This window comes from Pseudomonas sp. IzPS59, from assembly GCF_014863505.1.
Lineage (GTDB): Bacteria > Pseudomonadota > Gammaproteobacteria > Pseudomonadales > Pseudomonadaceae > Aquipseudomonas > Aquipseudomonas kribbensis.
Genome location: NZ_CP062251.1, coordinates 1,434,714 through 1,460,921, shown reverse-complemented (window position 1 = coordinate 1,460,921; position 26,208 = coordinate 1,434,714). Strand labels below are relative to the sequence as shown.

At 61.9% G+C, this 26,208-nt stretch carries 27 protein-coding genes; 15 read left to right on the top strand and 12 right to left on the bottom strand.

Annotation, left to right across the window (positions count from 1 at the left end; genetic code table 11):
- Positions 1-9 precede the first annotated feature (9 nt).
- Positions 10-1,104, bottom strand: coding sequence for a PLP-dependent cysteine synthase family protein (locus IF189_RS06485; RefSeq protein ID WP_134825717.1), 1,095 nt, complete (start codon positions 1,102-1,104; stop codon positions 10-12).
- 246 nt (positions 1,105-1,350) lie between these two features.
- Between IF189_RS06485 and nhaA the strand changes: the two genes are divergently transcribed.
- From nhaA to IF189_RS06465, 4 genes are all read left to right on the top strand, one after another.
- Positions 1,351-2,538 carry a Na+/H+ antiporter NhaA gene (nhaA, locus tag IF189_RS06480; protein ID WP_085729906.1) on the top strand — a complete coding sequence of 396 codons (1,188 nt, stop codon included), beginning with the start codon at positions 1,351-1,353 and terminating at the stop codon, positions 2,536-2,538.
- Positions 2,539-2,659: 121 nt separating this feature from the next.
- Positions 2,660-3,883, top strand: a complete 1,224-nt coding sequence (locus IF189_RS06475; protein WP_192552997.1) for an S-type pyocin domain-containing protein — start codon at positions 2,660-2,662, stop codon at positions 3,881-3,883.
- A gap of 7 nt (positions 3,884-3,890) precedes the next feature.
- Positions 3,891-4,136 (top strand): colicin E3-like toxin immunity protein, encoded by a 246-nt coding sequence (locus IF189_RS06470; RefSeq protein WP_134825715.1) that lies wholly within the window; start codon positions 3,891-3,893, stop codon positions 4,134-4,136.
- Positions 4,137-4,163: 27 nt separating this feature from the next.
- Positions 4,164-4,415 (top strand): pyocin S6 family toxin immunity protein, encoded by a 252-nt coding sequence (locus IF189_RS06465; protein WP_119427237.1) that lies wholly within the window; start codon positions 4,164-4,166, stop codon positions 4,413-4,415.
- 75 nt (positions 4,416-4,490) lie between these two features.
- Here IF189_RS06465 and IF189_RS06460 read toward each other — a convergent pair whose 3' ends face one another.
- Positions 4,491-4,955 (bottom strand): glycine zipper 2TM domain-containing protein, encoded by a 465-nt coding sequence (locus IF189_RS06460; RefSeq protein WP_007969461.1) that lies wholly within the window; start codon positions 4,953-4,955, stop codon positions 4,491-4,493.
- A 168-nt stretch (positions 4,956-5,123) separates the two neighbouring features.
- Between IF189_RS06460 and IF189_RS06455 the strand changes: the two genes are divergently transcribed.
- Complete coding sequence (locus IF189_RS06455) at positions 5,124-5,360, top strand: hypothetical protein (protein WP_085712943.1); 237 nt, start codon at positions 5,124-5,126, stop codon at positions 5,358-5,360.
- Positions 5,361-5,365: 5 nt separating this feature from the next.
- Here IF189_RS06455 and pdxH read toward each other — a convergent pair whose 3' ends face one another.
- From pdxH to dinG, 5 genes are all read right to left on the bottom strand, one after another.
- Positions 5,366-6,013: a pyridoxamine 5'-phosphate oxidase gene (gene pdxH / locus IF189_RS06450; RefSeq protein ID WP_192552996.1), complete on the bottom strand. Its 648-nt coding sequence runs from the start codon at positions 6,011-6,013 to the stop codon at positions 5,366-5,368.
- A gap of 24 nt (positions 6,014-6,037) precedes the next feature.
- Complete coding sequence (locus IF189_RS06445; protein ID WP_192552995.1) at positions 6,038-7,135, bottom strand: OmpA family protein; 1,098 nt, start codon at positions 7,133-7,135, stop codon at positions 6,038-6,040.
- A gap of 113 nt (positions 7,136-7,248) precedes the next feature.
- Positions 7,249-8,394, bottom strand: coding sequence for a serine hydrolase domain-containing protein (locus tag IF189_RS06440; protein ID WP_085712940.1), 1,146 nt, complete (start codon positions 8,392-8,394; stop codon positions 7,249-7,251).
- Positions 8,395-8,488: 94 nt separating this feature from the next.
- The gene (locus IF189_RS06435) at positions 8,489-10,846 is read right to left on the bottom strand and encodes a beta-galactosidase (protein ID WP_192552994.1); all 2,358 of its coding nucleotides are present in this window, start codon (positions 10,844-10,846) and stop codon (positions 8,489-8,491) included.
- Positions 10,847-10,941: 95 nt separating this feature from the next.
- On the bottom strand, positions 10,942-13,086 hold the full coding sequence (dinG, locus tag IF189_RS06430; protein WP_114881706.1) for an ATP-dependent DNA helicase DinG: 2,145 nt from the start codon (positions 13,084-13,086) through the stop codon (positions 10,942-10,944).
- A 98-nt stretch (positions 13,087-13,184) separates the two neighbouring features.
- On the opposite strand from dinG, the gene IF189_RS06425 reads away from it, so the two are divergent.
- Positions 13,185-13,649: a CopD family protein gene (locus IF189_RS06425; RefSeq protein ID WP_134825711.1), complete on the top strand. Its 465-nt coding sequence runs from the start codon at positions 13,185-13,187 to the stop codon at positions 13,647-13,649.
- 50 nt (positions 13,650-13,699) lie between these two features.
- Here the strand turns inward: IF189_RS06425 and IF189_RS06420 are convergent, their stop codons facing one another.
- The 4 genes from IF189_RS06420 to IF189_RS06405 all read right to left on the bottom strand — a co-directional run bounded on the left by IF189_RS06420 (position 13,700) and on the right by IF189_RS06405 (position 16,399).
- On the bottom strand, positions 13,700-14,458 hold the full coding sequence (locus IF189_RS06420; RefSeq protein WP_134825710.1) for a collagen-like protein: 759 nt from the start codon (positions 14,456-14,458) through the stop codon (positions 13,700-13,702).
- Positions 14,451-14,729, bottom strand: coding sequence for a DUF1145 domain-containing protein (locus IF189_RS06415; RefSeq protein WP_134825709.1), 279 nt, complete (start codon positions 14,727-14,729; stop codon positions 14,451-14,453). Before IF189_RS06415 ends, IF189_RS06420 begins: the two co-directional genes overlap by 8 nt.
- A 163-nt stretch (positions 14,730-14,892) precedes the next feature.
- A complete protein-coding gene (locus tag IF189_RS06410; RefSeq protein WP_134825708.1) occupies positions 14,893-15,615 on the bottom strand; it encodes an OmpA family protein in 723 nt (240 codons plus the stop codon).
- An 88-nt stretch (positions 15,616-15,703) separates the two neighbouring features.
- Positions 15,704-16,399, bottom strand: a complete 696-nt coding sequence (locus IF189_RS06405; protein ID WP_085712933.1) for an OmpA family protein — start codon at positions 16,397-16,399, stop codon at positions 15,704-15,706.
- A 199-nt stretch (positions 16,400-16,598) separates the two neighbouring features.
- Here IF189_RS06405 and IF189_RS06400 point away from each other — a divergent pair, with 199 nt between their 5' ends.
- The 4 genes from IF189_RS06400 to IF189_RS06385 are packed head-to-tail and all read left to right on the top strand — an operon-like array spanning position 16,599 to position 18,313.
- Positions 16,599-17,096, top strand: a complete 498-nt coding sequence (locus IF189_RS06400; protein ID WP_065261926.1) for a DUF6231 family protein — start codon at positions 16,599-16,601, stop codon at positions 17,094-17,096.
- A 4-nt stretch (positions 17,097-17,100) separates the two neighbouring features.
- Entirely contained in the window at positions 17,101-17,577 is a 477-nt protein-coding gene (locus IF189_RS06395; protein ID WP_192552993.1) for a YchJ family protein, read from the top strand.
- 41 nt (positions 17,578-17,618) lie between these two features.
- Positions 17,619-18,104 (top strand): LEA type 2 family protein, encoded by a 486-nt coding sequence (locus IF189_RS06390; protein ID WP_192552992.1) that lies wholly within the window; start codon positions 17,619-17,621, stop codon positions 18,102-18,104.
- 5 nt (positions 18,105-18,109) lie between these two features.
- Positions 18,110-18,313 (top strand): SEC-C metal-binding domain-containing protein, encoded by a 204-nt coding sequence (locus tag IF189_RS06385; protein ID WP_003198420.1) that lies wholly within the window; start codon positions 18,110-18,112, stop codon positions 18,311-18,313.
- A 78-nt stretch (positions 18,314-18,391) separates the two neighbouring features.
- On the opposite strand, the gene IF189_RS06380 is transcribed toward IF189_RS06385, so the two are convergent.
- On the bottom strand, positions 18,392-18,949 hold the full coding sequence (locus tag IF189_RS06380; RefSeq protein WP_192553561.1) for a cysteine hydrolase family protein: 558 nt from the start codon (positions 18,947-18,949) through the stop codon (positions 18,392-18,394).
- A 139-nt stretch (positions 18,950-19,088) separates the two neighbouring features.
- Between IF189_RS06380 and IF189_RS06375 the strand changes: the two genes are divergently transcribed.
- From IF189_RS06375 to IF189_RS06355, 5 genes are all read left to right on the top strand, one after another.
- Positions 19,089-19,733 (top strand): glutathione binding-like protein, encoded by a 645-nt coding sequence (locus IF189_RS06375; protein WP_134825707.1) that lies wholly within the window; start codon positions 19,089-19,091, stop codon positions 19,731-19,733.
- Positions 19,734-19,877: 144 nt separating this feature from the next.
- A complete protein-coding gene (locus tag IF189_RS06370) occupies positions 19,878-22,328 on the top strand; it encodes a penicillin acylase family protein (RefSeq protein ID WP_192552991.1) in 2,451 nt (816 codons plus the stop codon).
- A gap of 125 nt (positions 22,329-22,453) precedes the next feature.
- The gene (locus IF189_RS06365; protein WP_192552990.1) at positions 22,454-23,488 is read left to right on the top strand and encodes a ligase-associated DNA damage response exonuclease; all 1,035 of its coding nucleotides are present in this window, start codon (positions 22,454-22,456) and stop codon (positions 23,486-23,488) included.
- Complete coding sequence (locus IF189_RS06360; RefSeq protein WP_192552989.1) at positions 23,485-25,170, top strand: ATP-dependent DNA ligase; 1,686 nt, start codon at positions 23,485-23,487, stop codon at positions 25,168-25,170. Before IF189_RS06365 ends, IF189_RS06360 begins: the two co-directional genes overlap by 4 nt.
- 219 nt (positions 25,171-25,389) lie before the next feature.
- Entirely contained in the window at positions 25,390-26,172 is a 783-nt protein-coding gene (locus tag IF189_RS06355; RefSeq protein WP_065259277.1) for a transporter substrate-binding domain-containing protein, read from the top strand.
- Positions 26,173-26,208: the final 36 nt, after the last annotated feature.

The window sequence follows — 26,208 nt, the reverse complement described above, 5'->3', positions numbered from 1 at the left end:
TATTCTGCGTCAGATATTGGCACGCAGAACCGAGGCCGGCAGTGCCTCACCCTTCTCGGCACTCGCCGCCACGGCCGCCATCAATCCCTCCAGCTCATAGCCCTGCGCCTTGAGCCACGCCTGATCGTAATAGGTGTCCGCATAGCGCTCGCCACCATCGCACAGGATCGCCACGATCGACCCCGACTCCCCCGCCGCTTTCATCTGCTGCGCCGCCATCAGCGCGCCGATCAGGTTGGTGCCGCTCGACCCGCCCACATGCCGGCCCAGACGCTGCGCCAGGTAATGCATGGCGGCCAGCGACAAGGCATCCGGCACCTTGACCATCGCATCGATTACCTTGGGCAGAAACGACGCCTCCACCCGAGGCCGGCCGATGCCTTCGATCCGCGAACCGTGGTCCAGACGCAGGCTGGCATCACCGGTCTGGTAAAAGTCGAAGAACACCGAACGCTCGGCATCGGCGCACAGCACGCGGGTGCAGTGCTGGCGATAGCGCACGTAACGGCCGAGGGTCGCGGTGGTACCGCCGGTGCCGGGGCTGGAAATCAGCCACGCCGGGCACGGGTGCTGCTCGTAGCGCATCTGCTGGAAGATCGACTCGGCGATGTTGTTGTTCGCCCGCCAGTCGGTGGCGCGCTCGGCGTAGGTGAACTGGTCGATGAAGTGGCCGTCGTGTTCCCGGGCCAGGCGTTCAGACTCGGTGTAAATCTGGGTCGGATCGTCCACCAGGTGACTTTTGCCGCCATAGAAGGCGATCTGGGCGATCTTTTCCTTGGAGGTGGTCGCCGGCATCACCGCAATGAACGGCAGCCCGAGCATCCGCGCGAAGTACGCTTCGGAAATCGCCGTCGAACCGCTGGAGGCCTCGATCACCGGCGCGCCGGGCTTGAGCCAGCCGTTACACAAGGCGTAGAGAAACAGCGAACGGGCCAGGCGATGCTTGAGGCTGCCGGTGGGATGGCTGGATTCGTCCTTGAAGTACAACTCGATACCCGGAAACCCCGGCAGCGGCAATGGGATCAGGTGGGTGTCGGCGCTGCGCTGGAAGTCCGCTTCGATGATCCGGATGGCTTCGCGGGCCCACTGTCGGTTGTCGCTCATGGCTGTCGTTCTCGTTGAATCGGGCAGAAGTGCCTTCACAGGCTTAGCCCCCAAGCTTAGGAAAAATCCCACCGCACTGACAGATACAGCTGAACTTCAATACCGTCGGCAACTGCTAGGCTCTGCTGCAGGTCTGGCATGCGCCTTGTAACCATATATAACAAAAAAGAATATAACTTTTGTTTTAACAACTAACAGTACGGGTTAGGGTGTCCCACCTTTTGACTTTATCGATGGAGAGCGACCTTGCCTCTGCGTAGCACTTTCACGCGTTTCTTTCAGTTGGAAGCTGCCAGCGGTCTGTTACTGATCGCCGCGGCCATCCTGGCTCTAATCATCAACAACTCGCCGCTGTCGTGGCTGTACACCGGCCTGCTCGACACCCCGGTGGTCGCGCAGATCGGCGCATTGAAAATCGCCAAACCCCTGCTGTTGTGGATCAACGACGGCCTGATGGCGCTGTTCTTCCTGCTCATCGGCCTGGAAGTGAAGCGCGAAGTGCTCGACGGCCAGCTGTCGAAACCGTCACAGATCGTCCTGCCCGGTGCGGCGGCCATTGGCGGCATGCTTGTGCCGGCGCTGATCTACTGGTTCCTCAACCGTGACAACCCGGCCGCCCTCGATGGCTGGGCGATTCCGACCGCCACCGACATCGCCTTCGCCCTCGGCGTGCTGGCCTTGCTCGGCAAGCGGGTGCCGGTGTCGCTGAAGCTGTTCCTGATGACCCTGGCGATCATCGACGACCTTGGCGCCATCGTAATCATCGCGATCTTCTATTCCGGCGAACTCTCGACCCTGTCGCTGGGTCTGGCGGCGGCGTGCATTGCGGCGCTGGTGGCGATGAACCGGCTCGGGGTGGTCAAGCTCGGGCCGTACATGATCATCGGCCTGATCCTGTGGGTCTGCGTGCTCAAGAGCGGTGTCCACGCAACGCTGGCCGGCGTGACTCTCGCGTTCTGCATTCCGCTGCGCACGAAAAACGCCGAACCTTCGCCGCTGCTGACTCTGGAACACGCACTGCACCCGTGGGTGGCTTACGGCATCCTGCCGCTGTTCGCCTTCGCCAACGCCGGTTTGTCGCTGACCGGTGTGACCGCCGAAAGCTTCACCCACCACGTACCGATGGGCATCGCCGTCGGCCTGCTGCTGGGCAAGACCATCGGCGTGTTCGGCCTGACCTGGCTCGCCGTGAAAACCGGCATCGCCGCCCTGCCCCAGAACGCCAATTGGGGCCAGGTGCTGGGCGTGGCGATACTCTGCGGGATCGGCTTCACCATGAGCCTGTTTGTCGGCTCCCTCGCCTTCGTGCCGGGTGCCAGTGAATACGCCGGGATGGACCGGATGGGCATTCTCACCGGCTCGGTGTTCGCCGCATTGATCGGTTATGCGGTGACCCTCGCGGCAAGCAGAAAGAACACCGCGCTGCCTTCATGATGCCGTAGCGAACAATCCCCACGTCTTTAGAGACGCGTCCTACAGCCACGCTTTTCCTGCTTCGTTAACGTCGTGCAGCCCCTTTCGAGGGGCTGCCGATGCATGAACGAAAGGACAATCAGTGGCTGGTCAAAAGGACATTCCCCGGGTTCCCAACCCACCGGCAGGCGACGGGCATCACGTCACCTACCGCTACCTGACTGCCACCGAGCTGGCCGATCAGGACGAGCGACAAAACAAGTACGACGCCATGCTGGCACGGCAGGACGCCTTCGAACGCAGCCGTGAGGTCGCGTCAAACAAGCCTGAGCCGGTACGCGCCGGCTGCACGTTTGCCAAGTCCTGCAAGTTGCCGGACGCGATCATCGATTACGCGAATCCTTCGGGGATGGTGCCGACTGACAGCCTGAAAGATTACGGCGATCTGATCCTGCTCGGCGGACGTGAAGCCGATGACAGCGGCGGCGTTGCACTCAAGAAAATCAGCGGCACTGCCATTCCTGCTGGCCTGGGCACCTTTGCTCTCGCCGGTGAGGCGTTCAAGGCATTGCCCGCGATGGCCTCCGCCGCTGTCGTGGCCCCGCTGATCGGGTTGGTGGCGATGTTCATGCCATCGAACCTGGGCGACAGCGCCCTCTACACCGAAGACCAGTTGCTCGCCCTCAAACAGGCCCGAACCCGCGTGCGCTTGCACGTCGAACAGCAGGCCGACGGCGGCCTCAAGGGTTACGGCTTCTACACCGGCAAGAACCGCGACTGGGAAATGGTCGATGTCGTGCAGTTCACCGCACGCGGTAACCGGTTTGTCGCAGACCTCGGCGAAGGCATCGAACTGATCTGGACGCCCGCCGTGGACGGCTCCGACATCCTCGGCATCCCCGCGCTGGAAGCCGCTCCGCAGGCACCGCATATCTGGGTGTATCCGCCGACGAAAGCGGCGGACGGGATTCTGGTGAATCCGGTTTATCCGCCGGAGTATCGGGATTTCATATTGGTTTTTCCGGCAAGTTCGGGGGTAAAACCGTTATACGTTGTACTGAACACATCACGCAAAGGCTTGGCACCCGCAGGCCATAGCTACCATAAACCGCCGAAGACCGACCAAATCACCGCATTTCCAGACCTGAAAAAAGTTAAAGACATGAATCCGGTTCAGGGTGGAGGAGGACTTCGCAAGCGCTGGACTGATGCTAAAGGAAAGACAATTTACGAATGGGACTCAAGACATGGAGAGTTAGAAATGTACCGAAGCGATGGAACTCACCTCGGAGCCTTCGATCCCTACACAGGTGAGCAGCGCGAAGGGCCTATAAAAAAAAGAAGCATCAAAAAAAGATATCTGTGAGGACGAGATGGGACTGGAACTAAGACTGGAGTGGTACGACACAGCAACCCAGCAATTCCAAGGCGAGGAGTCGTCGAAAGATCTGGGGGATGATGAATCAGTACTGAATGCCTTAGGCATTCCTGTGGAGGGCAACATCAATAATGGCAGCTTCAATGTCGTAGAAGAGTGGGTTGCGACCATTCAGCCGTACTTTCAACATCAAATCGCTCTGAGTACCAACGACTATCAAATTTCGTTTGACTACAGTTAACACCGACAGACAGGCTGATAGACCTTAATGCGCTACCTTTCGATCACCGGTTTTTTCCCTGATGAAGTTCAAGACGACTCTTTGCAATTCGAACTGGATATCACGGGTAGTGAGATGAATGAAAAAGTTGCCCAGCTCTCAGAATCCAAACCTCTTAGCGAGGTCGAGCCGGGCGAGTTGTTGTTGAATCAAGATCAGATAGCCGCGCTAGAGAATCTTTTAAACGTCAGTTTCCCAAAGGACTTGGAGTACTTTGTGGGCACCCGTGCCGAATATTGATTCGTCAATTCGGAGGTATACAAAAAACCCCGACCAGTCACCTGATCGGGGTTTTCCTTTACCGCTCGTTCCCGCTTAGTGCGAAACGCGGCTGGTCCCGCCGACAGTCGAAATCCGTACGCGCTCACCGACGCGGAATACTTCGTTCTCCTGCACTTGCTGCACGTAGGCGCGCATGCTGCCGTCGTCTTCGCGCACGGTGATTTCAACACCCTGGGTACGGGTCAGGCCTTCTTCGGTGGCGGAGCCGATCAGGCCGCCGGCCACGGCACCGATAACGGCTGCAACGATGCTGCCTTTACCGCCGCCGATGGCGCTGCCGCCGACACCGCCGACCACTGCACCGGCTGCGCCGCCGATCGGGGTCTTGGTGCCTTCGATTTTCACCGGACGCAGGGATTCGATGGTGCCCATGCGAATCGTCTGCACGCGACGCGCTTCGTCACGGGAGTAGGAGTCACCGGTCAGGCTCGATTGGCAGCCGGTAAGCAACATCGCCATCGTGGAAAAGGAAGCAACCAGCAGAACAGACTTACGCATAGGATCAACTCCAAAGGACAGGTATTCATTAAACTCCGCAGCTTGACGCCTGTCACGGCGCCGCCCGGATAAATTTGGTTTCATTCAGGCCCGGTACAGGGCCTCCACGAACTCACCCAACAGTAGCGCCAAAATACAGAGCTTGCGCCGCCGACCCCAAGGATTTTCATGGATTACTTCATCATTGTCGTCACAACCGTCGCCGGTTTGTACTTCCACTGGTGGTTGTACGTGCGGATCAAACGCTGGATGGACCGCGATCTGGCATTGTCGCTGGCCGGCAAGGATGAAGGCAAACGCGCCTACATGCTCGAACGGCTGGCGCAAGCCCGATCACAGAAGATCAGGCGTCGGGATCTGCCGAAGTGGCTTGAGGCCGCTGCGGCAGGCTATCCCGCTCGGTAGACTGCTTAAGGTGCCAGACGTTCAAGAATCCAGTCGGCGCCCTGCAAACGGTAGTTGAGGCGATCGTGCAGGCGGCTCGCGCGGCCCTGCCAGAATTCGATGCGCTCGGGGAGCAAGCGGTAGCCGCCCCAGTGTTCCGGGCAGTCGGGCTGGGTGTCGGTGAAACGTTGCTCGGTTGCCCTGAGCAAATCTTCCAGTTCACCCCGACCGTTTATCACTCGGCTCTGCGGTGACGCCCAAGCGCCCAGACGACTGCCCAGTGGGCGCACTTGATAGTACGCGTTGGACTCCTCGGGCGTGACCTTCACCACCCGCCCTTCGATACGCACCTGACGCTCCAGGGTCGGCCAGAAGAACGTCATGGCCGCGAACGGATTCGCGGCCAGATGCTGGCCCTTGGCGCTTTCGTAGTTGGTGAAGAAGGTGAAGCCCTGCTCGTCCAGGCCCTTGAGCAGCAGAATGCGGCAGTGCGGACGCCCGTCCGCATCGACCGTGGCCAGGGTCATGGCGTTGGCCTCCACGGGCGCCTGCTCGGTTTTCACCGCGTCGGCGAACCACTGGTGGAACAGCGCAAAAGGCTCGGCCGGGGCTTGCGCCTCGGTCAGGCCATCCCGGGTGTAATCACGACGCATATCTGCCAGAGCCTGGGTCATGGCGCATTCCTTTTCGTTAGCGGATCACTGTTTTGCCGCGTCGGTCGCCGCGACTTTCTTGTCGCTGGCGGCGGCTTTGGCTGGAGCGGTTTTCTTCGCCGGGGCCTTCTTCACTGGAGCCTTGGCAGCAGCCTTCTTGGCCGGTGCCTTTTTGGTGGCCGGGACAGCGGCTTTCTTCGCCGCAGGTGCCGGAGTCACAGGCTTGGCGACTGGCTTGACGTCCTGGGCAGCGACCATGGTCACCGGCTTCGGTGCCGGCATGTTGTACTTGCTCAGCAGCGCAACCATGGTGTTCTGCGGGGTCACCAGCAGCTCGACGCGACGGTTCAGGGCACGGCCTTCAACGCTGTCGTTGGCCGCACGCGGGGCATCGGCGCCCATGCCGCGCAGCATCAGGCGGTCACGCTGCAAGCCGCTGAGGCGGAAGATTGCCGCCACCGACTGGGCACGTTCCTGGCTCAGTTTGGTGTTGTCTGCCGCGACACCGGCGTTGTCGCTGTGGCCCAGCACCAGGACCGCGGTTTTCGGGTCGGCTTCGAGGATCTTGGCGATATTGGTGAACGGACTCAGGGTCACCGGCAACAGCATGGCCGGGCGTTTCGGGTTGAACGAGCCTTCAACCGGCGCGGTTACCACGAGGACGTTTTCACGGCGCTCGAATTGCAGGTTGCTGCCCTTGATCGCCTCACGCAGGCGCGGCTCGTAGTCGTCGAGCCAGGCCTGGGTGACTTTCGGGTCGGGCATTGGCACGGCTTTGGCGGTGTCCTGGGACTTGCCGCCGAACGGCCACCACCACTTGGTGCCGGTGTCGGAATCAGCCTTGGCAACGACAGCAGGCGCGGCTTGCGGTTTGACTTCGGGCTTCACGTCGGCCTTGGCCTTGTCGGCCGAATCGTCGGAGCCGAACGGCCAGTACCAGTGGCTGCTGCTCTCGGTCTTGGCGACAGGGGCGGTAGCGGCGGGTTTCACCGGTGCTGACGCTGGAGCCGGCTCCTTGGCCGCGACCTTGTCGGAGGAGCCGAACGGCCACCAGCTGCCGCCATCGGCGTCATTCTTGGGAGTCTGAGCGCAACCGGTGATCGCGAAACACAGGGCCAGAGCGAGAGTTTGTTTGGACGACATTGGAAACCCACAAAAATTAGTAATGGACTATCAGAGGACTTTCGCCCGGATAAACAGACGCTTTGAATCGAAAAATCGTATGAGGTTCCGGCCCTGGATCCTCGGGTAACGCTTTACAGACAAGTGGCAAGTACCCGTGCCAGCTTCTGCGCACGCGGATCCATCAAGACGTACGGCCCCAGGGTATTTGTCACAAATCCGAAGGCCACATCGTGCTCCGGATCAGCAAAACCGATGGAACCGCCCGCGCCTGGATGACCAAACGCCCGTGGGCCGAGGCCATAGGTGGCGTTCGGCACATCAGGTTGATCGAGCATGCAACCGAGACCGAAACGGGTTCGCGTCAGCAAGGTCTTGTCCTCGCCGAGGCTGTGTTCCCGGGTCAGTTCGTCGAGCATTTCGCTTTCCAGCAGGCTGCCGTCGAGCAGACCGGCGTAGAACCCGGCCAGGCTGCGCGCATTGCCGTGGCCGTTGGCCGCCGGTTGCTGCATGCGCCGCCATTCCGGTTTGTTGGTGCTGGTGAGCACCGACGGCGGATTGGTGAAGGCACGGGTGGTCATGGCGGTGGGTTCACGCATGGTCACTTGCAGCAGGCGCTGGGCGGCGGCATCGCCGACATTGCCTTTGCCACGGGCGATATGCGCGACGCGGTAAAACTCTTCGTCGGCCAGACCGACATGGAAATCCAGCCCCAACGGTTTGGCGACCCGCGCCACGATGGATTCTCCCGGCCCACGGCCGTCGGCACGGCGTAGCAACTCGCCGATCAGCCAGCCGTAAGTGATTGCGGCATAACCATGACCGGTGCCCGGCGTCCACCATGGTGCTTCCGCCGCGAGGGCGTCGACCATGGTTTGCCAGTCGTACAGGGCTTCGGGGGCCAACAGTTCGCGCAGGGCCGGCAGGCCGGCCTGATGGCAAAGCAATTGGCGCAGGGTCACGGACTCCTTGCCGGCGGCCGCGAATTCCGGCCAGTAACGGGCGACCGGCGCATCGAGTTGCAACTTGCCTTCGGCCACCAGTTGCAACGCGGTGACGGCGGTGAAGGTCTTGGTGCAGGAGAACAGGTTGGCGATGGTATCGCTGTGCCAGGCTTCGCTGCCGTCCTTGTCGGCGGTGCCGGCCCAGAGGTCGAGGACGGTTTCCCCACCGACCCGGATGCACAACGCGGCGCCACGTTCCTGGGGATCGTCGAACAGTGCCGCGAAGGCTTCGCGCACCGCTTCGAATTGAAGCTCGTAATGTCCCTGAATCTGCACCCGCAACTCCCCCGCGAAAACGCTCTACAAAGTGGCCCGCATTGTTCCAGCCCTTGAGGGTTTTGGGAACAGCGGCGGGCCGGGCGGTCCTGCCTTAATGACCGTTGCCGGAGTGCCCGCCGGTATGGCCGGCGCCCTGCCCCGGGCCTTTGCCGGCCTCGCCCTTGCGGCCGCCTTCGGTCTCGTGACCGGCCTTGTCCGCCGCCGCAGCGGCTTTCTCGGCTTCTTTGCCGAGCTGATCGAGAGTCGCCAGATTGCTCTTGCGCACGGTTTCGACGAAGCCCTGATACGGCAAGTCAGTCACGCCCACCAGACCGAAGTGACCGTTTTCGCCATCGAGCAGACGCCCGGTCACCGGTTGGTCGAGGTACTGGAACCAGTGCACGCCGACAATCGACGGCTCGCTCAGCGCCTGCTTGAGGAAGTTGGCGTAGGCCGGGCCACGATCCTCTTCCTTGTTCAACGGCGTCACGCCGCCCCAGAACGGGCCACGATCGGTCGAACCGAAGTTGAATTCGGTGATCAGCACCGGTTTGTCGAGGCTGCGCAGCGCGGCGAAGTCATAACCGTCCTGCGGTTTCAGGGTGTACATGTTGAAGCTCAGCACGTCGCAATACTGCGCGCAGGAGGCCACGGCTTCCGGGGTGCTGATGGCGAAGCGACCGCCGAGCAGCAGTTGGTTAGGCGCGTGCCATTTCAGCGAATCGGAAATGGTCTTGAAGTAAGTGTCGGCGAAGACCTTCTGGAAGTATTTGAAGTCAGCCTCGATTTCCGGGTGTTCCGGATTCGGCAACGGTGCCTCGAACCCCGGGTCTTCCATCAATTCCCACGCCGGCAGATCGATACCCCAGGCCTTCGATAGCCCCGCCTGATTGCGGTACTTGTCGCGCAACTGCTTGAGGAACGCACGCTTGGCCGGTACGTCGGTGGTCATTTTCAACGTGACGTAGGCCAGCGCGTAACGCGATTTCGGGTCATCACCGGGACCGGCCCAGGCCAGCTCGTTGTCGGCGAAGTAGCCGATCAGCCACGGATCGTCGCGATGATCACGGGCGGCAATCGCCACGGCGCGTTCGGTGGCCATGGCGAAACGCGGATCGAACGGGTCAGGCATGCCGCCCCACCAGTCGTTGCCGGTGCTGATGCTGGTGTAATCGCCGACGATCGACAGCGGCAAGGTGTACGGCACGCGCTCGGCGTCGCCCAGTTGCGGTGCGCTCCAGTTGCCGACGGTGTTGAAGCCCCAAGCCTGCAGGCGGTCGAGGGTATGGCTGGCCCACTTCTGCTCGTCGATGGCGGCCTTGCACGGCGCAGCAGGCGCTTTCTCGGTGGCCGCCGGCGTTGCGCAAGGTTCGCCATAGAGGCGCTGCAGGTTGGCGCCATAGAAGTCATACCAGCGTCCGCTGCCGTAGCCACGGCCCTGATCGGACCCGTTGCCGCCACGGTTGTCGCCTTCACCGAAGTGAACGGCCAGTGGTTCGTCGGGTTTCGGCAGGGACTCGAACATGTACTCGCGCCCGGCCACGTAAGTCTGGTTGACCTCGGGGCTGACGGTGTTTACGCCCAGGGAATAGAACGGATGGCCCTCCGGCGTCACCAGATACCAGCGACCGTCGAGTTTTTCGGTGCGGAAGAAGCCGCTGGCCTTGAACGTCGGGCCTTTGTTCAAGCCGCCGAACTTGTCCAGCGACGACTTCTCGCGTTCAGCCAGCCAGGTTTTCAGCTGTTGCTGTTCCCGGGCGGCGGCTGATTTCAGCTGTTCGTCATTGGCGACTTTCTCTGGCCATTTGCTGCGGGTCGACTGACCGTAGGCATCCACCAGATTGCCGTAGGCGGCTTTGATCACCTCGCCCTCGTCCTGCACGCCGAAGCGCTCCAGCAACAGGCTTTGCGCGGCTTTCGGCTGATCCATCGACAGGCTGACGGATACCACCTGGCTGCGATCCAGCTCGCCGGAACTGCTGGCCAGCAGGATGCGCTGCCCGTCGATGGTCATCGGCATCAACGGCCCGGCCTTCATGCCCTGGCTCAGCGGCGAGGTTGCGGTCAACGGTACGAGCAAGGTCTGCGCCGGTCCGGCCGGCAGATCGACGCGGCTGACCAGAGTCTTACCGTCGTTGCTCTGGATTTGTACGTAAACGGTCACCGCCCAGTTCATCGCGCTCTGGATGCGCAGGCTCATCATCCCGGACTGCGACCAGTCCCAGGCACCGGTCTGCGGAGTCAGGCGCAGGGTCGGGCGCGCCACCGGGTTGAAAGTCACCCGGCGCAACACTTCGCCCTCGGGGGTCTGCTCGGCGTTGGCTTGTGGCAGGTCGGCGTTTTCGGTCGCCACTTTCACCACATCGGCGGGGCGGACAAAGTTGAACAAGGTCTGCTGCCCGGCAGGTGCCGCCAGCAGAGGCGCAGCGAAAACCAGGGCAAAAAGGGCAGGCAACGAACGACGAATCATGAGAACGGATTTCTCCCTAACGACCAGCAATGGCCAATGGAAAAGCGATGGCGTAGAGATAGACAACGCGGCGGGCAAAACTGCCCACCGATGTCTCAGGATATTTCACGACGGAAAGGAGGCAACGCATTGAGGATCGCCTTGCCGTAGCGCTGGGTGACCAGTCGCCGGTCCAGCAAGGTGATGGTGCCGCGGTCTTCTTCGGTACGCAGCAGACGGCCACAGGCCTGAACCAGCTTCAGCGAGGCATCGGGCACCGAGATTTCCATGAACGGATTGCCACCCCGGGCTTCGATCCATTCCGACAGCGCGGCCTCGACCGGATCGTCGGGCACCGAGAACGGAATTTTGGCGATCACCACGTGCTCGCAATAGGCACCCGGCAAGTCCACCCCTTCGGCGAAACTGGCCAGACCGAACAGCACGCTGGAATCACCGCCATCGACCCGCGCCTTGTGCTTGTTCAGGGTTTCCTGTTTCGACAGGTTGCCTTGAATGAACACTTGCTTGCGCCAGTCGCGGTCGAGACCGTCGAACACGTCCTGCATCTGTTTGCGCGAAGAGAACAGCACCAGACTGCCTCGCGAGCCTTCGACCAGCTCCGGCAGATCGCGGATGATCGCAGCGGTGTGGGCGGCGGCATCACGCGGGTCGGCTTTCAGGTCCGGCACTCGCAACACACCGGCATCGGCGTGATGAAACGGGCTCGGTACCACGGCGGTGACGGCTTTTTTCGGCAGGCCGGCACGCATGCGGAAACGGTCGAACGTACCGAGCGCGGTCAATGTCGCCGAGGTCACCAGACAGCCATAGGCCACGTTCCACAGACTGCGGCGCAGGGTTTCGGCAGCGAGGATCGGGCTGGCGTTGACCTCGATGTCGAACAACGAACCGCTTTCGGCCAGGGTCAGCCAGCGGGCCATCGGCGGGCTCTCTTCCGGGTCTTCGGCGGTGAACGCGGTCCACAGCTCCCAGTTGCCGGAGGCACGGGACAACAGGCTGCCGAACAGTGGATACCATTCTTCGGCCTGGTTGCTGGCGATGCCGATGTTGACCTCGCCGTCCATGCCTTCCTTGAGCAGGTCGGTCAGGCGGGTGAACAGGTCATTGAGACGGGCGTAGCCTTTCTTCAACTCGATGCCCATCTCGCGCATGTGCTCGGGAATCACCCCGCCGATGAAACGATGGCGCGGGCGCTCGCGGCCTTCGACATCTTCACCGGGTTTGAAATCAGCGATCTGCTCGCAGGCGGTGAACATGAATTGCTGCTGGGTCTTGATCTCCCGCGCCAGCTCCGGCACCTGCTCGATCAGCTTGCCGAGGTCGCCCGGCAGCGGATGCTGGGCCAGCAGTTTGGTGAGGTTCTTGGCGGTGGTTTCCAGCCAGTCGGCGGTGGAACGCAGGCGCGTGTAGTGGGCGAAGTGGCCGATGGCCTTGTCCGGCAGGTGATGGCCTTCGTCGAACACATAGATGGTGTCGCGCGGATCGGGCAACACTGCCCCGCCGCCCAGTGCCAGGTCGGCCAGCACCATGTCGTGGTTGGTGACGATCACGTCGACCTTGCCCATGCCTTCGCGGGCCTTGTAGAAGGCGCACTGGCCGAAGTTCGGGCAATGACGGTTGGTGCATTGGCTGTGATCGGTGGTCAGGCGCGCCCAGTCGGCGTCTTCCAGCGCGTTCGGCCAGCTGTCGCGATCGCCGTCCCATTTATTGCCGGCGAGCTTTTCGATCATGCTGGTGAACAGCTTCTGGCTGGCCTCATCGACCTCGATCTTGAAGCCTTCTTCCTCGAACAGCTGCGCCGTGGCAGTCTGCGCGTGGCCTTCCTGCAACAGCATGTCGAGCTTGGACAGGCACATGTAGCGGCCACGGCCCTTGGCCAGGGCGAAGCTGAAATTCAGCCCGCTGTTGCGCATCAGGTCGGGCAAATCCTTGTAGACGATCTGCTCTTGCAGAGCGACGGTGGCGGTAGCGATCACCAGGCGTTTGCCGGCCAGTTTCGCGGTCGGGATCGCGGCCAGGCTGTAGGCCACGGTCTTGCCGGTACCGGTGCCGGCTTCCACAGCGACAATCGCGGGGTCGCCACTGCGCCGGCCTTCGTCGTCGGTGTCGATATCCCCGAGGACCTTGGCGACTTCAGCGATCATCAGGCGCTGGCCGTAACGCGGCTTGAGGCTTTTGGCCTCTAGAAAACGCGAGTAGGCGCCCTGGATCGTGGTTTTGAGTTCAGTGCTGATCATTGAGTGTCGGGCGCAAAAACGCTGGATAAATTTTCAGTGGTTCGGTTCGGCGGCTATCATACCCCGCTAATCAGTCCCGCGCAGAACGGAGTACCCCAATGACACCTTTTAGCCTCGTTTACCCCCTTCATGTCCTCGCCGCCCTGGTGTGGGTCGGCGGCATGTTTTTCGCCTGGATGGTGCTGCGCCCCGCGGCTGTGAAGGCTTTGGACGGCCCCGGACGGCTGACCCTGTGGGTGGAAGTGTTTCAAGGTTTTTTCCGCTGGGTATGGGGCGCGGTGATTCTGCTGCCGGTGACCGGAGTCGGCATGTTGCATCTGCAGCACATCGGCTTTGAGACCGCGCCGAAGTACGTGCAGGTGATGATGGGGTTATACGTGGTGATGACCGCGCTGTTCATCCGGGTTCAGGGGCTGATGCTGCCGGAGCTGCGCACAGCGGTTGCAGCGAAGGACTGGCCGACAGGTGCGGCGGTGCTGGGACGGATTCGTCGGGTGGTGGGGATCAATTTGCTGGTCGGCGTGCTGCTGGTGGCAATTGCGGCGGCGCGACCTTCGTTCTGATGGGGTGCTGATCGTTCCCGCAACGCGGGAACGATCATTTAGAAATTCGCTTACAGGCGCTGAACCGTAACCGAACCCGCCGCACCGGCCGGCCCCGGCTGACCGTCAGCCCCCGGCTTGCCGCTCTTGCCGCCATCGGCGCGATACACCAGGCAGCCCTTGGACTTGCCACCGGCTCCCGGTTTGCCACCCGGCCCTGCCGGCCCGCCGGCACCACCGGCCACATCGACCTTGATCAGCTCCGCCGGAAACTCCCGTGGCACTTCCAGCCGCACCAGCGCGCCCGGCGCACCCGGCTGGCCGTTGCTGCCATCACTGCCGTCGAAGCCGTGCCCGGCCTGGCCCCAGGTGCAGCCCGGTTCCTGACCGTTGGCCCCGTCGAGCCCGACAAAGCCCGGCGCACCGGTGCCGCCACGGGCATCGACAATCAGCCGTGGAGCCTCCAGCGCCTTGAATTGCAGGTTCAGGTTACGCCCGGCGCGAGCCGCTTTTTCATAAGTGCCCGGCGCGCCGTGGGCCGTGATGCGGCTCCCGTCGGCAAACCGGGCGCGGATGACCTTCATGTCCAGCGCCTGTTCGCCCGGCACGATGGCAATCCGCGCTTCGTGGCCCAGCTGCAGTTCGCCGACGCTCAGCTCGGTTACGTTCGAGGGCACCAGCAAGGTGCCGTAATCGGCGACCACCAGTTTTTCCAGCTGCAACGTGCTGGCCGTGTTGGGCAGACGCATCAGGGAGTTGGCTTCGACACTGACCACCTGGGCGCAGGCCAGAGGACTGATGAATGCAGCGAGCAGGCAGAGTTTACGCATGGGAAGCCTCCGGAGCGGCCGGGGCCGGGATGGTTTGCAGGTGGAAAACGCCGAACAGCAGGACACGGCCACGATCACGCCACGGGTGCGGCCGACCTTTGAGGCTGGCGTTGCACAGCAGCACTTCAAGGAGGTGGATGGCCAGCAGCAGGACGCCAGCCACATTGACCAGCAGATGCAACGGATGAACAAACGGCACCAGCTGATTGGCCAGTACCACGCAGCAGAACACCAGGGTCAACAATCGCCCCAGCCCACAGAACACCTTCATACGCTCCCCCGTGTTGCGAATTATTCTTTGGGCGCACAGTAACGGCTTCCGTACGGGATAAGCCAGAGGGGCAAATAAAAAAGTTCCGGGCACTCGTCGGATGGCTGCCGGTTCGACGTTGATCGTCGACCGACAGCTCTAGCCTGCGGACTACAGAAGAGTCCTAGCGATTGATGTGCAGTTCCACGCGGCGATTTTGCGCGCGCCCTTCTTCGGTCTCGTTGTCGGCAACCGGTTCGCGCTCGCCACGCCCTTCACTGGTGAGTTTTTCCGGCGCCAGCCCCTGGCTCAGCAGATAGGCCGCCACGCTGCTCGCGCGACGTTCCGACAAAGCCTGGTTGTAGGCATCGGTGCCCTTGCTGTCGGTGTGACCGATGACCTTGATGCTCACCACGTCGGCATTGCGCAACTTGTCCATCAGCGCATCGAGCTGGCTTTTCGCGGCCGGGGTCAGGTCGGACTTGTCGAATGCGAACAGCACGTTGCCGGCATCGCTCAGGGTGATGACTTCGGATTGCGGGGCCGGCTCGGCCGGCTTCTCGGTGACCGGGTATTGCGGCAGCGGACAGCCGCGATGGTCAACCGGGGTGTTGGCCGGGGTGTCAGGGCAACGGTCGCGGCGATCGAATACGCCATCGCCGTCTTCGTCGCCATCCTGGGCATAACAGATCAGCCCGCCGGTGAGGATACCCAGTGCCGCACCGCCTGCGGCCCAGCCACCGTTTTCAATGGCGCCGAGTCCGCCACCGACCAGTCCGCCAATGACGCTGCAGATCGGCCAGGTACGTTGATTGAGGGGGGCAGTGCCATCGCTGTGGGTAGCGCAGCCGGTCAACAGGCTGCCTGCCAGCAGCACCGGTAAGACGGACCGTGAGAGAACACTCATATGAAAGCTCCTGTGTCACCGGCCCATACCGGTTACACAGGAGTAAAGACCCGCATCCGCGACTGCACAAGCCGCGGATGCGAGGGCATCAACGCTCGATTTTGATCTCCGTGCGACGGTTCAGCGCGCGGCCATCGGCGGTTTTGTTGTCCGCCACTGGCTGGCTTTCACCGGCACCGGTCACCGAAACGAAGCTGGAACGTGGCACACCGTCATGGATCAGGTATTCCACCACCGAGTGCGCACGACGATCCGACAGTTTCTTGTTGTAGGCATCACTGCCCACGCTGTCGGTATGACCGGTCACGGTCAGCCGCGCGGTGCTCGATTCCTGTTTCAGGCGCGTGGCGACCTTGTCGAGAACCAGCTTGTCGGAAGGCGTCAGGGTGGCCTTGTCGAACTGGAAGTGCACATCGCGGATGACGATGGTTTCTTCCTTGACCACTACAGCTTCTTCAACCACGGGTGCAGGGGCCGGGAATGGGCAGCCGTCTGCGTCGACCTTGGTGCCGCGAGGCGTGTGCGGGCACTTGTCGCGACTGTCCGGCACACCGTCGCCGTCTTCATCGCCATCACCGTGCACCCAGCAATAGGCTGCCGCCGTACCGCCAACGAGTAATGCGCCATAGCCTGCCCATGCAGAGCTTTCCGTCGCGCCGAGACCCGCACCGACGACACCGCCGACTGCCGCACAGGTCGGCCAGTCGGTTTTCTGCAAACCTGCGCAACCAGTCAACACACTGGTTAGCAGAACCAAGGGTAATGCTGTCCGAACTATGCTCATCTAGTTTTCTCCTGAGGGATCGGCTTAGAACCGATTCAGGGAGTAAAGACCGGAGTTTTAATCTCCGCCAGCAATAGGCCACTGCTGTTTGCGAGCGTGTTCACAGGGCTTCAATGCATTTGCCGCAAACCCGCAGAACAGAGATCTAGGCCTCGACGCTCGGGCAGGCTAGTCTTGGCGATCTGATTGAGGAGCTTCGATGAACGTCGCGATTTCTTCCCGCACGCCACAGCAGGCACTGGCCGCTCTGCTCGACCGCTACGCCCCGGCACGTCTGCTGCTGATCGGCGCCAGCGAATTTCCGGCACTGGCCGCTTTCAAGGATGCACATCCGGACACTTGCGTTGCTCACGCCGCGCCCGGCGCCTTGCCCGCAGACCTCGCCGCACAGCGTTTCGATCTGGCGCTGGTGGTCGATTGCCTGGAGCATTTGCCCAAGCGTGATGGCCTGAATCTGCTCGGCGGGATCCGCAACCTCAACGCCAGCCGCATCGCCGTGCTGGCCGACCTGCCGGCCAGTGGCTGGCAGGAAACCGATTTCTATTCTCTGGCTCTGCAGGCCAGCGAACGCTTCGCCCGGGATGAGCAGGTGCTGACCCTGTTCACCTATGATCTGCTTGACTACAAACAAGTCCCCGACTGGCTCAATTCGCGGTTCTGGGCCAATCCGGAAAACTTCGGGAAATACTGGTGGTAATGCAATGAGTACAGCCATTTGCCCCTGCGGCAGCGGCAACCTGCTGGATGCCTGCTGCGGCCATTATCACGCCGGCCATCCGGCACCGTGCGCCGAAGCCCTGATGCGTTCGCGCTACAGCGCCTATGTGCTGGGCCTGATCGATTATCTGGTGTCGACCACCCTGCCCGCCCAGCAGGCCGGACTTGATCGGCAGTCGATCAGCAACTGGAGCGCATCGAGCACCTGGCTCGGCCTCAACGTGGAAAGTTCGGAAGTCTTCGGCGGCCAGCCGGAACACGCCTTCGTCACCTTCACCGCGCGCTGGCACGACAGCCAGGGTGAGCACAGTCACCGCGAGCGGTCTTCGTTCGTGCAGAACAGTGGACGCTGGTACTTCATCGACCCGACCGTACAGCTCAAGCTCGGGCGCAACGACAGCTGCCCTTGCGCCAGCGGGCAGAAGTTCAAAAAGTGTTGCGCGGGCTATTTCGGCGCGTGAGGTGAGTGGCGACTAGACTGGGCGCAAAAGGGAGTTCTGCGATGGTCGGTCAATGGCACACATTCAAAACCTTCACGCTGCTGCTGTTTCTGGGGCTCGGCGGCTGTGCCTCATGGTTCGCCGACGACACCCTCGACCCCGCCGTGCACCTGGTAAAAGTCGAAGTGGTGCGCGCCAAACTGCTCGAGCAGAAATTCATCCTGCACTTTCGCATCGACAATCCCAATGACAGCGAGCTGACCGTGCGCGGCCTCGAATACAGCGTACATCTGGCGGACATGCTGCTGGCCGAGGGCGAGCACGAGCACTGGATCACCGTCGGTGCCAAAAGCAGTGCTTTCTATAAGGTGCCGATCCGCACCAACCTGTGGCCGAAGGTCAAGGACGTGGTGAAAATGCTGAAGAATCCGCACCAGCAGGTTCCCTACCGGCTGCAAGGCGAGATGGAAACCGGTTTATTCATCGCTCACTACGTGCACCTGGAACGCAATGGCGTGATAATCCCCGCCGATTTGATTACGGAGTGACCCCGATGACCCAGCAACCTCATGTCCATGGCCCAGACTGCAACCACGATCATGACCATCACCATGATCACGACCATGGCCATGTCCACGGCCCGAACTGCGGCCACGCCCACCAGGAACCGGTGCGCAACGCCCTGAAAGACGTCGGCCGCAACGACCCTTGCCCATGCGGCAACGGCAAGAAATTCAAGAAGTGCCACGGCGCTTGATGTTTCGGGCGGACATTCGTTTCGCCCGATAGATCGCTATCGCGGGCCAGCTCGCGATAGCACTCTCCTCCGCAGCTTTCAGCCTGCTGCCAGAATCTGCTCAACCCCGACCACCGTCGCATACTCCCCATCCAGATTCCCCAGCGACATGGCATGCACTTCTTCAGCCGAACGCAGCGTGCCGAAGTAATCTGCCTTGTCGAAGGTAAAGCACGCATCCTCCGCCACCCACGCCTCAAACCCCAGATTGCCCGCCGTGCGCGCCGTGGACTCCACCGAATTGTTCGTGGCCACGCCGACGATGATCAGCTGTCCGATCCCGGCCTCACGCAATTTCACTTCAAGCCCCGTCGCACAAAATGCGTCCGGCACCTGTTTCTGGATCAGCCACTCGCCGTGCTGCGGAAGAAACCTGTCCTGAAATTCCACCCCAGACTGTTCGGGCCAGAATACTGAATCCGGTGAGCGCGACAGGTGCTGCACGTGAATCACTGGCCGCCCGCAGCGCCGCCAAAAGGTCAGCAGTTCGAGGATCCGTTGTTCGGCCAACGGATTATTCCGTCGCCCCAGACGCGGCTCCAGAATGCCCTTTTGCTGGTCGATGATGATCAGTGCAGCGCTGGCCTGAAGCTCCATGGCGATTTTTCTCACGCGGGGTCATTGAATTTCCCGTACTTGAGCATCACCTCCTGTCACTAAGCAAGCTATCGAACGCACACAGGACAACCTGAAGCCGGCGTTTGCTGTCCGTACCTTTCCTGATTTGGAGCTTTCCATGATCGACCTGTACTACTGGACCACGCCCAACGGCCACAAGATTTCCCTGTTCCTCGAAGAGGCCGGCCTGCGCTACAACGTGCACCCGATCAACATCAGCCAGGGCGAGCAGTTCCAGCCGCACTTCCTGAAGATCGCGCCGAACAATCGCATCCCGGCCATCGTCGATCATGAGCCGGCCGATGGCGGCGAGCCGTTGTCGCTGTTCGAGTCCGGCGCCATCCTGCTGTACCTCGCGGAAAAGACCGGGAAGTTCCTGCCCAAGGATCTGCGTGGCCGTCAGGTGGCGCTGCAATGGCTGTTCTGGCAGATGGGCGGGCTGGGGCCGATGGCCGGGCAGAACCATCATTTCAGCCAGTTTGCCCCGGAAAAAATCCCCTACGCGATCAAGCGCTACATCGATGAAACCGCACGTTTGTACGGCGTTCTGGACAAGCAACTGGCCAACCATGAGTTCGTCGCCGGCAGCGAATACAGCATCGCCGACATGGCGATCTACCCGTGGATCGTCTCCCATAAATGGCAGAGCCAGAATCTGGAAGACTTCCCGAATGTGCAGCGCTGGTTCAACCACATCAAGGATCGCCCGGCGACCGTGAAGGCCTACGCGCTGGTGCAGAAGATCAATCCGCCGAAGGCTTGAGTCATCCGGCCTGATCGTTCCCGTTCGCGGGAACGATCAACGGGAAGAAATAACCGCTCGCCCCGCTTGCGCGGCCCCCTCCTGCTCACTAACGTAGCGGCTTTATTGCGCCCCCAGCCTCTACACCCCCGCAGGAGCTTTGCCATGGCCTCGCCAGCCCTTTCACACTTTCTTCCCCGGTTCGGCGTTGCCGCAGCAGTGACCGGTGTCCTGAGCCTCTCCGGTTGCCAGACCTGGAACGCTCAGGACTCCCTCCCGCCGACCTCCGGTGTGCAGCCGCTCAAGGGCCTGGCGCAGAACGTTTCGGTACGCCGCAATGCCATGGGCATGCCACTGATCGAAAGCAACAGCTTCCACGACGCCTTGTTCGCCCTCGGTTATGTGCATGCCAGCGACCGCATCAATCAGATGGTCACCCTGCGCCTGCTGGCCCAGGGGCGTCTGGCGGAAATGTCCGGCGCTTCGATGCTCGACGCCGACCGCTACATGCGCGCCGTCAACCTGAAGAAAAGCGCCGGCGAGCTGTACAAGGCCTCGTCGCCACGGCTCAAGCGCTTCTTCGAAGTCTATGCGCGGGGCGTCAACGCCTACCTGTTCCGCTACGCCGACAAGCTGCCGGGGGATCTGGCCTCCAGCGGCTACAAGCCTGAATACTGGAAACCTGAGGACTCGGCGCTGATTTTCTGCCTGCTGAACTTCAGCCAGTCGGCCAACCTGCCGGAAGAAATCGCTTCGCTGGTACTGGCGCAGACCGTCACCACCGACAAGCTCGCCTGGCTGACCCCGTCCGCCCCCGACGAAAACCTGCCGGTGGCCGAAGCCGACAAGCTGCAAGGCATCAAACTCAACGGGCAGATTCCGGGCCTGAGCGAACTGAGCAACGCCAGCGAACAACTGGCGGCGATGAACCTGCTCGGCGCCAGCACTTCCAACAACTGGGCGATTGCCCCGCAACGCAGCCGCAGCGGCAAGAGCCTGTTGGCCAGCGACAGTCATGGCCCGCTGGCCGCACCGTCGCTGTGGAGTTTCGTGCAGATTCACGCGCCGAAATACCAGGCCGCCGGCGTGACCGTGGCCGGTCTGCCGATGGTGCTCGGTGGTTTCAACGGCAAAGTGGCGTGGAGCGCGACCAGCGTCTTCGGCGACAACCAGGACCTGTTCCTGGAAAAAATCCGACGCCAGGGCAGCAGCCTGACCTACGAGGTCAACGGCAAATGGCAGCCGCTAGGCGTGCGCAACGAAACCTACTTCGTCAAAGGCCAGCGGCCGATTCGCGAGGCGGTATACGAAACCCGCCACGGCGCATTGCTCAACAGCACCCAGGCCGCTGCACAGGGCGCTGGTTTCGGTCTGGCGTTGCAGACGCCGAGCTTCACCGACGACAAATCCCTCGATGCGTTTTTCGATCTGAGCCGCGCGCAAACCGCTGAACGCGCTTCGGACGCCAGCCGGGAAATCCGCGCCATTGCGCTGAACCTGGTGTTTGCCGACGCCAGCAATATCGGCTGGCAGGTCACCGGGCGCTTCCCGAACCGCCGCGAAGGCGAAGGTTTGCTGCCGTCGCCGGGCTGGGACGGTCGCTACGACTGGGACGGTTACGCCGACCCGATGCTGCACCCGTACGATCAGGATCCTGCCCAAGGCTGGCTCGGCACAGCCAACCAGCGGGTCATCCCTCACGGCTACGGCATGCAGTTGTCCAACTCCTGGGCCGCGCCGGAGCGTGGCGAGCGCCTCGCGGAACTGGCCGGCAGCGGTAAACAGGACGGTCGCAGCATGATCGCCATGCAGTACGACCAGACCACCACCTTCGCCGCCAAGCTGAAGAAAATGTTCGAAGCCCCGGGCATGGCGCAGCCGCTGAAACAGGCGATCGACGCCCTGCCGGAAGCCGACCGCAGCAAGGCCCGCGAGGCCTACACCCGCTTGATGGCGTTCGACGGCAAGCTCAGTCCGACCTCTGCAGATGCCGCGATCTACGAGTTGTTCCTGCAGGAAAGCATGAAGCAGATCTTCCTCGACGAACTCGGCCCGCAAAGCAGCCCGGCGTGGAAAGCGTTTATCGCCAACGGCGACTTGTCCTACTCGGCGCAGGCCGATCACTTGCTGGGCCGCGAGGACAGCCCGTTCTGGGACGACGCCCGCACGCCGCAGAAAGAAGACAAACCGACCATCCTCGCCCGCAGTCTGGCAGCGGCGATCAGCGCCGGCGACAGTCAACTGGGTGGCGACCGCAAAGCCTGGCAGTGGGGCAAACTGCACCGCTACGAATGGAAGAATGCCAACGGCCAGACCGTTCGCGGTCCAGTCGCAGCGGGCGGTGACCACACCACTCTGAACACGGCGGCGTTTGCCTGGGGGCAGGACTTCAACACCACCCGGGCGCCGTCGATGCGTTTCATCGTCGACTTCAGCCAGAGCGAACCGCTGATGGGCCAGAACGGCACGGGGCAATCGGGTAACCCGGCCAGCCCGAACTACCTGAACGGCATTGATCCGTGGCTCAAGGGTCAGTACATCGGTTTGCCGATGCAGCCGCAGAACTTTGAGCGGGTGTATGGGAAGACGCGGTTGACGCTGACTCCAGGCAAGTAAATGCGATCCCCGTGTGGGAGCCAGCCCGGCTCCCACACGGGTTTTGCAATGACCCGCAAAATCAATCGAACTTCTGACTTCGCGCAAACCTCATAGCTAACAAGTCCCTCCATTCCGGTAACGCCATGGACCTTGTTATCGCCCGCCCCGAAGGCCTGTACTGCCCCGCCGGGGACTTCTATATCGATCCGTGGCGCCCGGTCGAGCGCGCGGTGATCACCCATGCCCACGGCGATCACGCCCGCACCGGCAACGCACACTATCTGGCTGCCAGCGCCGGCGAAGGGATTCTGCGTGCGCGTCTGGGTCAGGACATCAACCTGCAATCACTTGAGTACGGCCGGCGCCTGACCCACCACGGTGTCACCTTGAGTTTTCACCCTGCCGGACACGTTCTGGGCTCGGCTCAGGTGCGACTCGAATACGGCGGCGAAGTCTGGGTCGCCTCCGGCGACTACAAGATCGAACCCGACGGCACCTGCGCGCCGTTCGAACCGGTGCGCTGTCACACCTTCATCACCGAATCGACCTTCGGCCTGCCGATCTACCGCTGGCAGCCGCAAGCGCAGGTGTTCGCCGAGATCAATCAGTGGTGGCAGGCCAACATTGCGGCGGGCAAAACCAGCGTGCTGTTCTGCTACTCCTTCGGCAAGGCTCAGCGCATCCTCCACGGAATCGACGAAACCCTCGGCCCGATCCTCAGCCACGGCGCGGTGGAACCGCTGAACCGGGTCTACCGCGAGGCCGGGGTGTATCTGCCGCCGACGATCTACGCCGGCGACGTGAAGAAAAACGATCCGCTGATGCGTCAGGCGCTGGTCATCGCCCCGCCTTCAGCCGGCGGCAGCAGCTGGATGCGGCGTTTCGGCGACTACAGCGACAGCTTCGCCAGCGGCTGGATGCGCTTGCGTGGCACCCGTCGGCGGCGCGGCGTGGATCGCGGTTTCGTGCTTTCCGATCACGCCGACTGGCCCGGCCTGTTGTGGGCCATCGAACAGACCGGTGCCGAACGGGTGATGGTTACCCACGGCTCGATCGGTGTGCTGGTCCGCCACCTGCGCGAAAAGGGACTGGATGCCCAAGGCTTCAACACCGAATACGGTGATGATGAACAGGACAATCTCGCCGTCGAACCCGTCGTCGCCGAGGTGCAACCATGAAAGACTTCGCCGGGTTGTACGCCGAACTCGACGCCACCACCTCCAGCAACGCGAAACTGGCGGCCATGCAGGCCTACTTCGCCCAGGCGGAACCACAAGATGCCGCGTGGGCGGTGTACTTTCTGTCCGGCGGCCGACCACGACAACTGGTGCCGGTACGGATCCTGCGCGAACTCGCCGTCGAAGTGTCCGGACTCACACCGTGGCTGTTCGAGGAGAGCTATCAAGCGGTCGGCGATCTGGCGGAAACCATCTCGCTGGTGCTCCCGGAAAACCCGCACACCTCCGAAGCCGGCCTTGCCGAATGGATCGAGCACAAGCTGTTGCCGCTGCGCGGTGAAACCCCGGAATACCTTGCTCGTCAGCTGCCAGCGCTGTGGGCGCAACTGGATCGGCCGAGCCTGATGCTGTGCATCAAACTGATCACCGGCAGTTTCCGGGTCGGCGTCTCCAAATTACTGGTGACTCGCGCTCTGGCCTCGATGGCCAAGCTGGACAGCAAACGCGTGGCACAACGGCTGGTGGGTTACACCGACTTGTCCAACCGGCCGAACGCCGCCAGCTACTTGAAACTGATCGCCCCCGAGTCCAGCGACGAACACGCCCAGCGTGGCGGCCAGCCGTATCCGTTCTTTCTCGCCCACGGCCTGTCGCAACCGGTCGAGCAGTTCGAAGACGTGCTCGGCCCGGCCAGCAACTGGCAGGTGGAGTGGAAGTGGGATGGGATACGCGCGCAGGTGGTCAAGCGTGACGGGCGGTTGTGGATCTGGTCCCGGGGCGAGGAACTGGTGACCGAACGCTTTCCCGAACTCGACTCGCTGGTTGAAGGTTTGCCTGACGGTACGGTGATCGACGGCGAAATCGTGGTCTGGAAAAACACCCGGCCTGACGCCGAAGCCTTTGATCCGGATTCGACGGCGCCACCGGCGGTGCAACCTTTTGCCCTGCTCCAGCAACGGATCGGTCGCAAGACACTCGACCGGAAAATCCTCGAAGACGTACCCGTGGTGGTCCTCGCCTACGACCTTTTGGAGTGGCAGGGCGAAGACTGGCGCAACCAGCCGCAGATCAAACGGCGCGAACAACTGGAACAGGTCATCGCCCGCTGCAACAACCCGGTGCTGCTGCCCTCCCCGGTGCTGACCGGCAGCGACTGGTTCGACCTCGCCCGGCAACGCGAAGCCTCCCGACGACTGGGGGTCGAAGGCATGATGCTCAAGGCCCGCGACGCGATGTACGGCGTCGGGCGCACCAAGGACATGGGCGTGTGGTGGAAATGGAAGGTCGACCCGTTCAGTGTCGACGCCGTGCTGATCTACGCCCAGCGCGGCCATGGCCGGCGCGCCAGCCTCTACAGCGATTACACGTTTGCGGTGTGGGACGGGCCGCCCGGTTCCAGCGCCCGCGCCCTGGTGCCATTCGCCAAGGCCTATTCCGGCCTGACCGACGAGGAAATGCGCGAGGTGGACAGCATCGTGCGCAAGACCACCGTGGAAAAATTCGGCCCGGTCAGCAGCGTGACACCGAGCCTGGTGTTCGAACTGGGTTTCGAAGGCATCGCCCTGTCGCGCCGGCACAAGAGCGGCATCGCCGTGCGCTTTCCGCGCATGCTGCGCTGGCGCCAGGACAAGACCGTGGAGGAAGCCGACAACCTGGCGACGTTGCAGAATCTGCTGGTCTGACTCCTGCCCCGGAAAAGCCCTTCCTGCGCTGAAAGGGTGCACCGGATTTTCCGTGCCCGTTTTCGGGCATTCCTCCCGCTGCGCCCTCCCTTCCTACACCTTTTAAAACACTTGTTCGGGACTCTGGTTCGGAAATTGCTACTTTCTATAAGTCGTAAGCGTTCCAGTAACAATAATTCTGCGCCACAAGCGCTCATATTGGTTCTTAGGGATTGAATAATGAAAAAAGCATTGCTGACCCTTTCTGCACTGGCGTTGTGCATGGCCGCCGGCTCCGCGCTGGCCAAGGAATACAAAGAGCTGCGTTTTGGCGTCGATCCTTCCTACGCACCGTTCGAGTCGAAAGCGGCCGACGGCAGCCTGGTGGGCTTTGACATCGATCTGGGCAACGCGATCTGCGCCGAGCTGAAGGTCAAGTGCAAGTGGGTCGAAAGCGACTTCGACGGCATGATTCCAGGCCTCAACGCCAATAAATTCGACGGCGTGATCTCGTCGATGACGGTAACACCGGCCCGTGAAAAGGCCATCGACTTCTCCAGCGAGCTGTTCTCCGGCCCGACGGCCTACGTGTTCAAGAAGGGTTCCGGCCTGACCGATGACGTTGCTTCGCTGAAGGGCAAATCCGTCGGTTACGAGCAAGGCACCATCCAGGAAGCCTACGCCAAGGCCGTGCTGGAGAAGGCCGGGGTGAAAATCCAGGCTTACGCCAACCAGGATCAGGTCTACGCCGACCTGAAAAACGGCCGTCTCGACGCCTCGATCCAGGACATGCTGCAAGCCGAACTGGGCTTTTTGAAGTCGCCGGACGGTGCCGCATACGAAGTCAGCAAGCCGGTTGACAGCGAATTGCTGCCAGCCAAAACCGCTGTCGGTATTAAGAAAGGTAACAAAGAGCTGAAGGCGCTTTTAGATAAAGGTATCAAAGCGTTACACGACGACGGCAAATACGCCGAGATTCAAAAGAAACACTTTGGCGATCTGAATCTGTACAGCGGCAAATAATGCACCGGCGCCCATCCTTCGATGGGCGCCTTTTTC

What these genes read in the sequence shown, in the direction of transcription:
- IF189_RS06485 (WP_134825717.1), bottom strand. Translation starts at nt 1,104, where the DNA reads ATGAGCGACAACCGACAGTGGGCCCGCGAAGCCATCCGGATCATCGAA.
- IF189_RS06470 (WP_134825715.1), top strand. Translation starts at nt 3,891, where the DNA reads ATGGGACTGGAACTAAGACTGGAGTGGTACGACACAGCAACCCAGCAA.
- IF189_RS06465 (WP_119427237.1), top strand. Translation starts at nt 4,164, where the DNA reads ATGCGCTACCTTTCGATCACCGGTTTTTTCCCTGATGAAGTTCAAGAC.
- IF189_RS06460 (WP_007969461.1), bottom strand. Translation starts at nt 4,955, where the DNA reads ATGCGTAAGTCTGTTCTGCTGGTTGCTTCCTTTTCCACGATGGCGATG.
- IF189_RS06455 (WP_085712943.1), top strand. Translation starts at nt 5,124, where the DNA reads ATGGATTACTTCATCATTGTCGTCACAACCGTCGCCGGTTTGTACTTC.
- pdxH (WP_192552996.1), bottom strand. Translation starts at nt 6,013, where the DNA reads ATGACCCAGGCTCTGGCAGATATGCGTCGTGATTACACCCGGGATGGC.
- IF189_RS06445 (WP_192552995.1), bottom strand. Translation starts at nt 7,135, where the DNA reads ATGTCGTCCAAACAAACTCTCGCTCTGGCCCTGTGTTTCGCGATCACC.
- IF189_RS06435 (WP_192552994.1), bottom strand. Translation starts at nt 10,846, where the DNA reads ATGATTCGTCGTTCGTTGCCTGCCCTTTTTGCCCTGGTTTTCGCTGCG.
- dinG (WP_114881706.1), bottom strand. Translation starts at nt 13,086, where the DNA reads ATGATCAGCACTGAACTCAAAACCACGATCCAGGGCGCCTACTCGCGT.
- IF189_RS06425 (WP_134825711.1), top strand. Translation starts at nt 13,185, where the DNA reads ATGACACCTTTTAGCCTCGTTTACCCCCTTCATGTCCTCGCCGCCCTG.
- IF189_RS06420 (WP_134825710.1), bottom strand. Translation starts at nt 14,458, where the DNA reads ATGCGTAAACTCTGCCTGCTCGCTGCATTCATCAGTCCTCTGGCCTGC.
- IF189_RS06415 (WP_134825709.1), bottom strand. Translation starts at nt 14,729, where the DNA reads ATGAAGGTGTTCTGTGGGCTGGGGCGATTGTTGACCCTGGTGTTCTGC.
- IF189_RS06410 (WP_134825708.1), bottom strand. Translation starts at nt 15,615, where the DNA reads ATGAGTGTTCTCTCACGGTCCGTCTTACCGGTGCTGCTGGCAGGCAGC.
- IF189_RS06405 (WP_085712933.1), bottom strand. Translation starts at nt 16,399, where the DNA reads ATGAGCATAGTTCGGACAGCATTACCCTTGGTTCTGCTAACCAGTGTG.
- IF189_RS06400 (WP_065261926.1), top strand. Translation starts at nt 16,599, where the DNA reads ATGAACGTCGCGATTTCTTCCCGCACGCCACAGCAGGCACTGGCCGCT.
- IF189_RS06395 (WP_192552993.1), top strand. Translation starts at nt 17,101, where the DNA reads ATGAGTACAGCCATTTGCCCCTGCGGCAGCGGCAACCTGCTGGATGCC.
- IF189_RS06390 (WP_192552992.1), top strand. Translation starts at nt 17,619, where the DNA reads ATGGTCGGTCAATGGCACACATTCAAAACCTTCACGCTGCTGCTGTTT.
- IF189_RS06385 (WP_003198420.1), top strand. Translation starts at nt 18,110, where the DNA reads ATGACCCAGCAACCTCATGTCCATGGCCCAGACTGCAACCACGATCAT.
- IF189_RS06380 (WP_192553561.1), bottom strand. Translation starts at nt 18,949, where the DNA reads ATGGAGCTTCAGGCCAGCGCTGCACTGATCATCATCGACCAGCAAAAG.
- IF189_RS06375 (WP_134825707.1), top strand. Translation starts at nt 19,089, where the DNA reads ATGATCGACCTGTACTACTGGACCACGCCCAACGGCCACAAGATTTCC.
- IF189_RS06370 (WP_192552991.1), top strand. Translation starts at nt 19,878, where the DNA reads ATGGCCTCGCCAGCCCTTTCACACTTTCTTCCCCGGTTCGGCGTTGCC.
- IF189_RS06365 (WP_192552990.1), top strand. Translation starts at nt 22,454, where the DNA reads ATGGACCTTGTTATCGCCCGCCCCGAAGGCCTGTACTGCCCCGCCGGG.
- IF189_RS06360 (WP_192552989.1), top strand. Translation starts at nt 23,485, where the DNA reads ATGAAAGACTTCGCCGGGTTGTACGCCGAACTCGACGCCACCACCTCC.
- IF189_RS06355 (WP_065259277.1), top strand. Translation starts at nt 25,390, where the DNA reads ATGAAAAAAGCATTGCTGACCCTTTCTGCACTGGCGTTGTGCATGGCC.